General features: G+C 29.1%; 10 protein-coding genes and 1 other annotated feature. Of the genes, 6 read left to right on the forward strand and 4 right to left on the reverse strand.

What is annotated here, in order from left to right; all coding sequences use genetic code 11:
- Nucleotide 1 precedes the first annotated feature (1 nt).
- Together L3B98_RS21755 and L3B98_RS21760 are read right to left on the reverse strand one after the other, a co-directional pair.
- On the reverse strand, nucleotides 2–1,504 hold the full coding sequence (locus L3B98_RS21755) for a HAMP domain-containing sensor histidine kinase (RefSeq protein ID WP_238918235.1): 1,503 nt from the start codon (nucleotides 1,502–1,504) through the stop codon (nucleotides 2–4).
- Between the two features lie 39 nt (nucleotides 1,505–1,543).
- Nucleotides 1,544–2,239, reverse strand: coding sequence for a response regulator transcription factor (locus L3B98_RS21760; RefSeq protein WP_238918236.1), 696 nt, complete (start codon nucleotides 2,237–2,239; stop codon nucleotides 1,544–1,546).
- 195 nt (nucleotides 2,240–2,434) lie between these two features.
- On the opposite strand from L3B98_RS21760, the gene L3B98_RS21765 reads away from it, so the two are divergent.
- Complete coding sequence (locus L3B98_RS21765; protein WP_238918237.1) at nucleotides 2,435–3,232, forward strand: hypothetical protein; 798 nt, start codon at nucleotides 2,435–2,437, stop codon at nucleotides 3,230–3,232.
- A 31-nt stretch (nucleotides 3,233–3,263) separates the two neighbouring features.
- Nucleotides 3,264–3,635 carry a FlxA-like family protein gene (locus L3B98_RS21770; RefSeq protein ID WP_238918238.1) on the forward strand — a complete coding sequence of 124 codons (372 nt, stop codon included), beginning with the start codon at nucleotides 3,264–3,266 and terminating at the stop codon, nucleotides 3,633–3,635.
- Nucleotides 3,636–3,677: 42 nt separating this feature from the next.
- On the opposite strand, the gene leuS is transcribed toward L3B98_RS21770, so the two are convergent.
- On the reverse strand, nucleotides 3,678–6,128 hold the full coding sequence (gene leuS, locus L3B98_RS21775; RefSeq protein WP_238918239.1) for a leucine--tRNA ligase: 2,451 nt from the start codon (nucleotides 6,126–6,128) through the stop codon (nucleotides 3,678–3,680).
- Between the two features lie 304 nt (nucleotides 6,129–6,432).
- Nucleotides 6,433–6,646: a binding site (T-box leader), on the reverse strand.
- A 166-nt stretch (nucleotides 6,647–6,812) separates the two neighbouring features.
- Between leuS and cls the strand changes: the two genes are divergently transcribed.
- Nucleotides 6,813–8,246 carry a cardiolipin synthase gene (gene cls / locus L3B98_RS21780; RefSeq protein WP_238918240.1) on the forward strand — a complete coding sequence of 478 codons (1,434 nt, stop codon included), beginning with the start codon at nucleotides 6,813–6,815 and terminating at the stop codon, nucleotides 8,244–8,246.
- Nucleotides 8,247–8,382: 136 nt separating this feature from the next.
- Here the strand turns inward: cls and L3B98_RS21785 are convergent, their stop codons facing one another.
- Nucleotides 8,383–9,759, reverse strand: a complete 1,377-nt coding sequence (locus L3B98_RS21785) for a DUF2334 domain-containing protein (RefSeq protein WP_238918241.1) — start codon at nucleotides 9,757–9,759, stop codon at nucleotides 8,383–8,385.
- A 262-nt stretch (nucleotides 9,760–10,021) separates the two neighbouring features.
- Between L3B98_RS21785 and L3B98_RS21790 the strand changes: the two genes are divergently transcribed.
- The 3 genes from L3B98_RS21790 to L3B98_RS21800 all read left to right on the forward strand — a co-directional run bounded on the left by L3B98_RS21790 (nucleotide 10,022) and on the right by L3B98_RS21800 (nucleotide 12,246).
- Nucleotides 10,022–11,107, forward strand: coding sequence for a pectinesterase family protein (locus L3B98_RS21790; RefSeq protein WP_238918242.1), 1,086 nt, complete (start codon nucleotides 10,022–10,024; stop codon nucleotides 11,105–11,107).
- Between the two features lie 448 nt (nucleotides 11,108–11,555).
- The gene (locus L3B98_RS21795) at nucleotides 11,556–11,765 is read left to right on the forward strand and encodes a cellulase N-terminal Ig-like domain-containing protein (protein WP_238918286.1); all 210 of its coding nucleotides are present in this window, start codon (nucleotides 11,556–11,558) and stop codon (nucleotides 11,763–11,765) included.
- Nucleotides 11,752–12,246 (forward strand): glycoside hydrolase family 9 protein, encoded by a 495-nt coding sequence (locus tag L3B98_RS21800; RefSeq protein WP_015395362.1) that lies wholly within the window; start codon nucleotides 11,752–11,754, stop codon nucleotides 12,244–12,246. Before L3B98_RS21795 ends, L3B98_RS21800 begins: the two co-directional genes overlap by 14 nt.
- Nucleotides 12,247–12,671: the final 425 nt, after the last annotated feature.

Raw genomic sequence — 12,671 nt, forward strand, 5'->3', positions numbered from 1 at the left:
TTTAATTTTTATGTAGATTGGGTAGCTCTATTATAAACTTTGCACCAGTAAGTGAATTTTCTGCTTTGATACTTCCATTCAATTTTTCAATAATATTTTTACTAATAGATAATCCTAGTCCAAAATGTCCCTTTTCTCCTTTATAAAATCTATCGAATATATTAGAAAGGTCTATATCCATAAAACCTGGTCCGTCATCATATAATATAAGTTGAACTTTATCATCACATATAAGATTAAATTCAATAGTAACAGTGCTTTTGGCATATCTTATACAATTACTAATAATATTATCAATTGCTCTCAAAAGTTTCTCTTCATCGCCATTAATTTCAATAAGTTTAGGGAGTAAATTACTTCTAATTGTAATATTATTTTTTTTAGCCAACCAACTCATACGTTCTATACATTTATTTATTAATTCATTAAAGTTTATATTTGCATAATTATAATTTTCTTCAATTGCATCAAGGCGTGATAAATATAGTAAATCTTCTACTAGTCTTGTCATACGTTTTATTTCTGATAATATAATTTCTACAGCATTATCACTATCAATAACACCATATTTAATACCTTCAGTATAACTTTGTATAGACATAAGTGGTGTTCTAAATTCGTGAGACACATTTTGCAAAAAAGTCTTTTGTGCTTTGTCATAGGTTTCAAGTTTTTCAGACATAATATTAATATTATTTATAAATTCATGTAATTCTTCATAAACAGGCATTTCGATTTTATTACCGAAATTTCTTTCTGATATAGCACGGATATATTCATTTAGATTATCAAATGGTGTACAAATTTTTTTTGATATACGTGACGAAAAAGTAACAGTAACTAATGCACAGAAAATAAGAATAAGAGAAAGAATTAAATTTATGCCTATCTGTAATTGATTTATTTTTTCAACATTTGAATATATTATTATCCAGCCTAGTCCAAAGGAATTTTTATCAGATACAGATTTAATAATAGCTATGTATTCAGTGCTAGCTACATGAAAATTTAAATAATCTTCTTGCTCAAGTTTCTTTGAATTGTCAAGTTTGTTTTTTAACTGTTTCATAAAATCATCAGAAATATATCTGTCAGGAAAAGGAGTAATTCTATTTTCATTTTGATCAATTAAAATGAAGTCTGCATTTAGTAAAGTTAGTGGTTCTTTAAGTGAATGATCTAACATGAAATAATATCTAAAAAGTTCATTAGTACCTTGTGAATCAGTAAGGGGTAATTCATCAGGCTTAGTATTTTGAGGAAATGGATTTATATCTTGTGAATCATTAGGAGGTGGTGGAGGTGTTTGCTTAAAAAAATCAGGACCATGTTTAAGCGCTGTAATTTCAGCATTTGAGGCTATTTTATCTAATTGTGTAACAAGATTTTTTTCTATGTATATACGAACAGCTACATTGAAAATTATCGTGGTAAATGTAATTAGCATAATAATAATAATAATATTATATTTAAAAATTCTCCATTTTATAGTATCTCTCTTCATAATATCCGTCCTTATTATGTATTAATAGTTTTTTGAGTGTTAGTCATTATCTTGTATTGAAAAACCAAACCCCCAAATAGTTTGTATTTTAAGTTTCGAATTTGCAGCAGTAAGTTTTTTTCTTATTCTTTTTATCATATCATCTGTAGCACGAGTTTCCACTTTGTTATCAAATCCCCATATTTTATCTAGAAGCTCAGTTCTACTGACAGCTCTATTTTTGTTTTGAATAAGATAATTAAGAAGTGATAATTCCATTACTGTAAGTGCTAAAGGGGAACCATTAACTTCAGCTTTTTTTGTATCAAGATTTATTAATAAATCTAATAATTTTATAATTTGATTATTTGGGATAGGAGCTTTGTCCAAGTCTATTCGTCTGAAAATACTATTCATTCTAGCAATAAGTTCCAAGGGACTAAAAGGTTTAGTTAGATAATCATCTCCACCAAGTTTAAGACCAGTAATTTTATCAGATTCAGTATCTTTGGCTGATACAATTATTATTGGGACACAACTTTTAAGTCTTATTAAAGAACAAAGAGCATATCCATCTATTTCAGGCATCATAATATCTATTATGAGCATATCAGCTTGTCTTCTATTAAATGCTTCAAGGATATCACGTCCATTTGTAAATATTTCAACATCAAAGCCTTCTTTAAGTAGAAAAGATCTTATTATATTACAAATATTGATTTCATCGTCAGCAATATATATTAATTTTTTATCCATGAAATTAATTCACCTCAAAATATATTTTATCATATGTAAATACGAATGCTATTTTAAATTTTACTTATAACTCTTTTGCCACAAAATTGCCACAAAGTTGCCACAGCACTACGTTAGATTTTAAGAAATACATGTCGATTAAATAAGTATAGGAGAAAATATATGCAGGGAAGCAGGTTAAAGGAGAGAATTATAATGAACACAATAAGTAGTAATCAAAACAGTATGGAAGTGTATCTTGAGAGAAGGATACAAGCAGCAAGAGCTTTACAACAATATAAGGTAGAGCAGCAAAAAAGACAAGAAGAAAATGATTTGGTTTCAATAAGTCAACAAGGTATGCAAGCAATGGGGAATGCTACACAAAGCTTGTCAAATAATAATCCATTGAGCAGCTTAGTTGAAGCAGGAACAATAACTCAAGATCAAGCAAATGCTGTTCAAAGTGTTTTTCAATCTAGGGGAAGAGAAATTCAAACTTCAGGAACCTACAGCAATATAACTAAATCTCAAAACCCTTTAGAAAGCTTAATAACTGCAGGAACAATAACCCAAGATCAAGCAGATTCAATTAAAAGTACATTAGATGCAGTAAGGGATGCAGATAAATCAAGTTCAAGTACAACCAGTACAAGTACAAAAACAAATCCATTGGATAGTTTGGTAACAGCAGGGACAATAACTCAAGCCCAAGAGGATGCAATTGAAAGTGTTTTTGAAGAATTAATGAAATCACATGAGGCAAGAAATAATCAAGAGACAACTAATAAAACAAATCCATTAAGTGGCCTAATATCAGCGGGAACAATAACACAGGATCAAGCAGATGCAGTTAAAAGCGCATTAGATTCATCAAGAGATGCAGATAAATCAAGTACAAGTACAAAAACAAATCCATTAGATATTTTGGTAACAGCAGGAACAATAACTCAAGATCAAGAAGATGCTATTAACAGTGCTTTTGAAGCAACAATGAGCTTTAAAAGTTTTTAATAAATTCATAATTATATGAGGGAGGAATATAATGAGTATTTCATCAATATCGTCAATGACAAGTACATCATATACTTCTACAAGTAGCACAAGTAGTGATACAAGTGCTCTTGAAAAACAAAAAGAAAGTTTAGAGAAGCAACTACAAGAAATTCAATCAAGTAATGATGATGAGAAAACAAAGCAATCAAAGGCTAAACAAATTCAATCACAAATTCAAAACATTGAATCACAAATTGAACAAAAAAAATCTAGCAACACAAGTAAAGCAGCACCACCATCAAAGCCACCAGAAAAACCAACTGGTGAAAAAAATGTAAAGGTAAATACTAATGCAAATGCAAATGCAACAACACAAGTTTCCGATGAGGAAAGTGGTAACATAATTAATACTTATGCTTAGGAAGATGTTAGACATGAAAAAAGTGGCCTTGAGGCCACTTTTTTATTTTACAACTATATTAACAAGTCTTCCTTTAATTACAATAACTTTAACAATATTTTTACCTTCAGTATTTTCTTTAATAGTTTCATTTTCTAAAGAAGCGGCTTTAATACCTTCTTCATCTAAGTTTGAAGCTACCATGATTTTTGATTTTATCTTACCATTAATTTGTATAGCAATTTCAACTTCATCTTTAACTAAAGCTGAAGGATCAAATTCAGGGAAGCTCTCATTAAAGATTGTTGAAGCATTTCCAAGTAAGCTCCATTGTTCTTCAGCGAAGTGGGGAGCAAATGGTGCAAGTAATTTTACGAAATCAGTTATAGTTGCTTTTAAGAAATTTGCATTCTTAACATTTTCTTGAGTATATTTGTTTAGTGCATTAGTAAGTTCCATAAGTCTTGCTATTGCAGTGTTAAATTGCATTTTATCTCCATCTTCAGTAACACCTCTAATTGCAGTATGCTTCCAGAAGTTCAATTCTTTTTCAGCTGAATCTATGGAATCTTTAACATTTTCATTTGAATCTATTATAGCTCTACAAGTATCAAGTATCCTTTCAATTCTATCTACAAATTTGCCTACAGATTTAATACCATCGTCGCTCCAAGCCCCACCTTCAGTATATCCAAAGCCAAACATTAGATACATTCTAAATACGTCAGCACCATATTCTTTAATGTAGTCATCTGGGGAAATTGTATTTCCTTTTGATTTACTCATTTTAAGTCCATCTGGTCCTAAAATTAAGCCTTGGTGAGTTAAGCTTAAGAATGGTTCGTCAAAGTTTAGGTATCCCATGTCTCTTAAAGCTTTTGTTATAAATCTCGCATATAATAAGTGCATGCAGGCATGTTCTGGTCCACCAACATATTTATCTACAGGAAGAATCTTGTTGATTTTTTCTGGATCAAAAGGTGCATCTGCATTTTTATTATCTGCATATCTTAAATAATACCATGAAGAACATACAAAAGTATCTAAAGTGTCAGCTTCTCTCTTAGCAGGCTTACCGCAACAAGGACAAGTTGTATTTACGAATTCTTCAGATTTTCCAAGTGGTGATTTACCATCTGGAGTGAATTCAACATTATAAGGAAGTTCTACTGGAAGATCTTTTTCAGGAACAGGAACTATTCCGCAGGTCTCACAATATATAATTGGAATTGGAGCACCCCAATATCTTTGTCTTGAAACTAACCAGTCTCTTAATCTGAAGTTTATCTTCATTTGCCCTAATTCATCTTTTTCTAAATCTTCAACTATTTTCTTTTTAGCTTCCTCAGTAGTTAAACCATCAAATTTACCAGAGTTAACAAGTACTCCATATTCACAATAAGGAAGTTCTGGGTCAGTGTTATCTTTATCAGTTATAACTCTTTCTATTGGCAAATTAAATTTAGTTGCAAAAGCAAAGTCCCTTTCATCATGAGCAGGAACTGCCATAACGCATCCAGTACCGTAAGTAGCTAATACATAATCAGAAATCCAAATAGGAACTACTTTTCCGTTAATAGGATTTATAGCATAAGCTCCCGTGAATACACCAGTCTTTTCTTTTGTATTCGATTGTCGTTCAATTTCAGATTGTTTAGCAGCAGCTTCTTTATATTCTTCAACAGCAGCCTTATATTCTGGAAGAGTTAGTTTATCAACTAATTTATTTTCAGGTGCTAAAACTACATAAGTAACACCATTTAAAGTATCAACTCTTGTTGTAAAGACATCAAATTTTAAATCAGAATCTTTAACTTTGAAAGTAACTTGTGCACCATAAGATCTTCCAATCCAGTGCTTTTGCATAGATTTAGTTTTTTCTGGCCAATCTAAATCATCTAGTTTATCAAGTAATTCATCGCCATAATCAGTTATTTTAAAGAACCATTGAGTAAGGTCTTTCTTTGTAACTTCAGTGCTACATCTTTCACAAGCACCATCGACAACTTGTTCGTTAGCTAAAACTGTGTTGCAAGATGGACACCAATTTACTGGAGCCTTTTTTCTATAAGCTAACCCTTTTTCATAAAGCTTCAAGAATAACCATTGAGTCCATTTATAGTAATCAGGAAGACAAGTAACAACTTCATTTTCCCAGTTGAACATTGCGCCCATAGATTTCAATTGTTTTTCCATTGTTTCAATATTTTTTAAAGTAGAATCTTGAGGATGGATTCCTGTTTTTATAGCATAGTTTTCAGCAGGTAAGCCAAAAGCATCAAAGCCCATTGGTTGGAATACGTTATATCCTTGCATCCTCTTAAGTCTTGCCCATGAATCTGTTGGACCATAGTTAAACCAGTGCCCAGCATGTAATTGAGCACCTGATGGATAAGAAAACATTTCAAGAGTGTAAAGCTTCTTATCTAAATTTTCAGTATTAAACTTATAAGTTTCATTTTCTTCCCATATTTTTTGCCATTTGGCATCGATTTTAGTTCCGTAATTTGACATTATGTAGCCTCCCCTTTGAATCAGTTTACAGTGCACAATTTACAGTTGAAGGATGAATCATTACATGATTTCTACAATTTGTAAAGTGTTAGCTGAATAACTGCTAGAAATTTATTTGATTGTGTCTTATATAATATAATTTTAACCAGCAAGATGCTGATTTAATCAGTTAGCAGTTAAAGTTGCAAAATAACAATTTAGGATAAAAAAATTATAAATTATTCAAAGTCCAGTGGATTTTGTCCCATAACTGAAAACTACAAATTATTAACTGTTAACTGCAAAAAAAGCTTTCGTCTCTATGCAAAGAGACGAAAGCATAATTTCCGTGGTACCACTCTTAATTAGAAGAAAAACAAAGTTAATTCTTCTCACTTAATATTTTAACGGTTTTACCGTACTTGCTTCGAACAAGTAAGCTCATAGGCAAGTTCATAATAATATAACACTGTTTTACACCTAACAACAGCTCTCTTAAAGATATATCTATTACTAATACTCCTATTCATAGCATAATATAAAATTTTAATAACATTATATATTAAAATTTCTACAAAAGTCAAGAATTCTATTTAATAGAGACTTCGTCATTAATTGACAATTGATAAGTGAACATTGATAATTGAAATATAAATATAATATAATTGGTACAGAGAGTTTTAAAAGGGGAAGAAAGTGATATATATGGATATAATTTTAGTCTTAATAACTATAATTTTAATATTAAATATAATATTTGCATTTTCACTTATTTTTTTAGAAAGAAAAGATCCGACTACAACATGGGCATGGCTTTTAATAGTAATGATTTTGCCAGGCATTGGATTTTGGATTTATATTTTACTTGGTCAAAATTTAAGCAGGCAAAAGATTTTCAAGAAAAAAATAAGAATAGATGAAAATAAAAGAAAAAATTTACTTGATACCTATGAATCAACCTATCATGTACATGATGGTGGAGAAAAGTTTATAGATTTAAGAAAGTTAAATTTCAATCATTCAGGAGCAAATTACACAACGAATAATAAGGTGAGAGTTTTCATAAATGGTGAAGATAAGTTTAAACAATTAATACAAGACATCAGAAAAGCTAAAAAATATATTCATATAGAGTATTACATTTTTAAAGCAGACTCACTTGGGAAGACTATCCTTGAAGAACTTGCGAAGAAAGCTAAGAGTGGAGTAGAGGTTAGGCTTTTAGTTGACAGCATGGGGTCTCGTATGTTAACTAAAAAGGTTCTTAAAAATTATTTGAAGGCTAAAGGAAAATATGCATTATTTTTCCCAGGAATTTTGCCTCATATAAATACTCGTATAAACTATAGAAACCATAGAAAGATAGTAGTAATTGATGGTAGATATGGATATGTTGGTGGATATAATGTTGGAGAAGAATACATAAATAAAGATAAAAATATTGGTTTTTGGAGAGATACTCATGTAAGAATTCAAGGTGAAGCTGTTAGTGATTTAAATGAACGGTTTTTGCTTGATTGGTGTCATGCTTCAAAAGAAGAAATTAGTAATTACAACAAATATGAAAAAGAATTTCCAAAAGATTTTGGTGATGTAGGAATACAGATTGTAACAAGTGGGCCAGATCATAAAGAAGAATACATAAGAAATGCTTATTTAAAATTAATAAATAATGCAAAAAAGAGCTTATATCTAGAAACTCCATATTTAGTTTTAGATACACCTATATTGGAGTCTTTGAAAATATCTGCATTATCAGGAGTAGATGTAAGAATAATAATACCTGGTAAACCAGATCATTTTTTCATGCAGTGGGCTGCAAGTTCTTATGTAGGTGAACTTTTAGAAGCGGGAATAAAGGTGTATAGTTACCAAAATGGATTTATTCATGCAAAAACAATAATTGCTGATGGTACAGTAATGAGTATAGGAACTGCTAATTTTGATATTAGAAGTTTTAAGCTTAATTTTGAAGTAAATGCATTTATTTTTGATAATAGGATTGCTATAGATGGGGAAAATCAATTCTTCAGAGATATTGACGAGTCAGAAGAAATAACAAAGGAAGTTTATAATAACAGAAGTATTTCACTTAAAATTAAAGAATCCCTAATAAGGTTGGTATCTCCAATTTTATAATCAATTTGCTATTTTCATTAATAAACTAATGATTTGAGAACTGCAATGAAGATAATATTATTTTAAACAGGATATGTGCCTCAACTTGTTTTGTGACCAATTTTAGCAGGTGCATATTCTATAAAAAATTTTCTTTTTAAAGATTTGTTACTTTAATGAACTTATATCCTTTTTTCTCTAAGATAGTTATTAATTTTTTTAAATTTGAATTTTCAATATATGTAAAAGTTGGAGCAGAATTTTTATCTTCTGCTAAAGTGATATAATCATTTTCTAAAAGTGGATGAAAAAATACACTTCCCATTATAGCTTTATTATTATTTTTATCTATTTTATTTAAAGTAAGTTCTTCTTTACCAATAGGAATATAGTCAAGCGGAGTTGAAATATAGTAAGAAGTTTTATTATATGGACTAAGTTGGGGCTTTGTTAAATCAGCTTTATTTTGACCAAAATCATTAAATGGATAGTATAATATTTTAAAATACTTTTCTGCTATTTTATTTTGTGTTGGCGTAATTTCATAATGTGGTGCTTCAAAGAAACCTATTGGTACATCTAAATATGAAGCGGTGTTAATAGCTTTTTGGATTTTTTCTTCAAAATTTTTTACAGAAGGATCATATTTTCCAAATTCAAAACCTAAACCAGATTCTGTGTTACCAAGTTGATGAGTGTATCCGTGAAGCCCTATTATTCCATTATGAGAAGAAAAATAATCTAAGCTATACACCATTTCAGCCATTTCAAAATTATTTTTGGTTAATGGATCATTATCAATTCCTTGGTTAGGAATAACGTATCTTGGAATCCATGCAATGTGGTAAGGAATATTTTTTTGATACATATAATTTGCCATTATACGGAGCTTTTCAAAATAATCTTTAGAATAAGGTTGGGAAGATAAACCTACATCTTCAAAACGAATAAGGCCTATTTGATTTATTTTGGATTTATATGGAGCAGGTTTTGTGTTATCGAAACCATTTATTTTACAATTTATTATCTTATTATTTTTATCCCACCTAGTATAGAGGTTAAATATATGAGAAAAATCAAAAAAACTTATATAATATATATTTTCATCATTTAATAATTTTTTCTTCAATGTAAATTCGTTGTTTAGAAATTTAACTGTATTTTGAGATAAATCAATTAAATAAAATTTGTTATCAATCTCAATACGTAATAAATTATTGATTTTACTAATTTTTCCATTTAACTGTTCGATAAATTCATTTAAGCATATGTAATGTCTGTTTTTATCTAAATAAATTGGAAGTTTGAGTGTTAAAGTTTTTCCATTAATTATAAATTTAACATTATCTTGAATCATATCAAAACCATTAAAGGTATTAAAGTCTGTATTAAGTTTAGTATTGGTTGATTCAGCAGAAGCTTCGTTTTGAATTTGTTCTACATTATCAGTTTGACTTGTTTTTTTAGTGGTGCAGCTTATTAAAAAAAGTATTATAAATATTATTAAAACAGAAAAAAATTTTCGATTTATCATTCATATTTCCTCCCTATTTTTTAGCATACCTTATTCTATTGTATGTACATAGATTTTTTTTATTATTTATGTTATAAGAAATTTCGTTAAAATTTTTATCTTAAAATGCACATTTTTGCGAGTAAAAGAGAGAAATTAATTAAATCCATAAAATAATTGCATTTAACGATTGATTTTGTAGGATTAAAGAAATTAATCTATATATATGTTCAAAATTATGAGAATATTAAGTTATAACTAGCATTATATGGGGGGACATATTATGAAAAAAAGTAGATTAAATAAATCAATTGCAGCGTTTATGTTAGGCTTTGTAATTATTGGAACGGTTATTGGATCAAAACAAATTACTTTTGCAGCAACTAATAGCAAAGCTGCTGCTAATGCAGCAACAAATTATGATGTTGTTGTTGCTAAAGATGGTAGTGGAAATTTTAAAACAATCACAGATGCTTATAACTATTTGATACGTTCCAATAGTGGATCTACGAGAAAAACCATATACGTTAAAAATGGTGTTTATAAAGAACAACTTACCATTTCAAGATCTTCTATAACTATAATCGGTGAAAGTAAAAATAATACAATACTTACCTATAATGTTGCAAATGGAGATCCTAAACCTACTGGTGGTACTTATAACTCAGCAGATTGTGCAGCTTTAACTGTTGCTGCAAATGACTTTAATGCAGAAAATATTACTTTTGAAAACAGTCATTTAAAGGATACTGGTAAAGATGTTCAAGCATCTTGTATTTATACTTATGGAGATAGAATTACTTTCACTAATTGTAATTTTTATAGTGGGCAAGATACCTTATGTGTATATACCTATGGTGCAAATAAATCTAGAGCTTATTTTAAGAATTGTTTTATACAAGGTAGCGTTGACTTTATTTGGGGAGGTGCTACTGCATTATTTGAGAATTGTACATTAAATGATATAAGAGATGGGGGGATGTATACAGCTGCTAACACTCCTAAAGGTCAGAAATTTGGATATGTATTTTTAAATTGCACTTTAACCGCTAATGAAGATGTTAATTACACATTCAAAACTAATCCTCGTTGGAAAACACCTTCAACAGTTTATCTTGGAAGAACTTATGGGGACTACTGTCACGTATCATATATAAATTGTAATCTAAATGCACCAGTTAACTCAGCAGGTTGGCTAAAGATGAACAATAATGTAAATAATACTGCTCTTTTAGAGGAATATGGATGCAAAGGTACTGGTGCTAATAGATCTAAGAGAGTATCCTGGTCAAAAGCTATTACTAGCAATGAAGCGTCTAAGTATACAAAGGCTAATATTTTATCAGGAAATGACGGTTGGAAACCATAAGTTAAAAGTTATCAATTATTAATAAAATCAACATTTTAATGGACTGTATCAGATATGATATAGTCCTTATATATTTCAATATGTATTATTCCTATATATTTTTTAGTGTAATACTTACTTTATTGCATGTACCTACATTTTTTATTATTTATGTTATAGGAAAGTTTGTTGAAATTTTTATCTTAAAATGCATATTTTTGCGAGTAAAAGAGAGAAATTAGTTAAATACATAAAATAATTGCATTTAATGATTGATTTTGTAGATTACAAGAAAGTAGTATTTATATATATCCCAAATTATGAGAATATTAAGCTATATATTATATTATGGGGAAGTTAGTTATGAAATCAAAGAAAATAATTGCATCAATGTCAGCCGTAGTTATATGCGCAGGCATGATCACAAGTTATAAATCAAGTAGGGTACAAACCAGATGATAAGAAAAAGATTGTATTTAGAGCAGAAACTAAAGATCATAAATTCAGAGTTGTTTCTACTGCGACAAAAGAGGTAGTTTACGAAGGGGAAATTACTGGACTTGCTTATGATAAGGCAGCTAAAGAAACAGATTGTTTTGGTGATTTCTCTTCAGTTAATACACCAGGTACATATAGAATTGAAACAGATAGCTTAGGTAGTTCCTTTGAATTTACTTAAAAATTATATTATAAATGAAGCTCAAAACATTGTGGCTTTAGATAAAAATGATAATTACAATGTCCCTAATGGAACAGATTATTATTGGGGTAGTAATATGCAGGTAATCAATAATGCCGTATTGCTTGCAGAAGCATATAAAATTATGCCTAATAAAGAATATTTAGAATATGCAAAAGAACATATTAACTATTGTTTGGGCAAAAACTCATTAGGTATGTCTTATGTTACAGGTTATGGTTCAAATTCTATGAAACATCCGCATCATAGACCATCAACGGCACAAGGAGCAGCAGTACAAGGTATGATTGCAGGTGGTTCAAATAAAAATTTAGAAGATCCACTTGCAAAAAATCTTTTGAAGGATAAAGCTCCTGCTAAATGTTATTTAGATAATTCAGAAAGCTATTCAACTAATGAAGTAGACATTTATTGGAATTCACCATTTGTTCATGCAATGGCTGAATTGAATATGAAGTAATAGTAGGAAGGGAGATCTTTATGAGATATTCCCTTGCTCTGTGATAGAATAATTAAAGTATGCAAGTTTTTATAGAAAAGAAATATAATATCATTTTTTGAGATTTTGATAAAATGAGAAAAAATAAAGCGTGTTTTTAACCTTTTATCAATATTGTCTAGTTAAATTGACAAATGTATATTTTATTGACGAAAAATATAGTAAATAGTTAATGGAGATTGACAATTGTTCATAGTTTGTTATAATAATAAAAAGACAAATTTTAAAAATCAAATTTATACTAATATTCGTAAAAAGAATTGATATTTTAGTAAAGGAGAAAACCATGAAAAAGGATATTGTGAAATCAGTTATGCAAAAATTTTATAGCTTTTTTTATTTTATGTTCTGGGGCTTTTATTTTAGCGCTGGCTATTTATTTTGCA

This window comes from Clostridium sp. YIM B02555 (genome assembly GCF_022320955.1).
GTDB lineage: Bacteria > Bacillota > Clostridia > Clostridiales > Clostridiaceae > Clostridium > Clostridium saccharoperbutylacetonicum.

Coding starts and splice junctions, on each gene's coding strand:
- L3B98_RS21790 (WP_238918242.1), top strand. CDS start 10,022: ATGAAAAAAAGTAGATTAAATAAATCAATTGCAGCGTTTATGTTAGGC.
- L3B98_RS21785 (WP_238918241.1), bottom strand. CDS start 9,759: ATGATAAATCGAAAATTTTTTTCTGTTTTAATAATATTTATAATACTT.
- L3B98_RS21755 (WP_238918235.1), bottom strand. CDS start 1,504: ATGAAGAGAGATACTATAAAATGGAGAATTTTTAAATATAATATTATT.
- L3B98_RS21760 (WP_238918236.1), bottom strand. CDS start 2,239: ATGGATAAAAAATTAATATATATTGCTGACGATGAAATCAATATTTGT.
- cls (WP_238918240.1), top strand. CDS start 6,813: ATGGATATAATTTTAGTCTTAATAACTATAATTTTAATATTAAATATA.
- L3B98_RS21770 (WP_238918238.1), top strand. CDS start 3,264: ATGAGTATTTCATCAATATCGTCAATGACAAGTACATCATATACTTCT.
- leuS (WP_238918239.1), bottom strand. CDS start 6,128: ATGTCAAATTACGGAACTAAAATCGATGCCAAATGGCAAAAAATATGG.
- L3B98_RS21765 (WP_238918237.1), top strand. CDS start 2,435: ATGAACACAATAAGTAGTAATCAAAACAGTATGGAAGTGTATCTTGAG.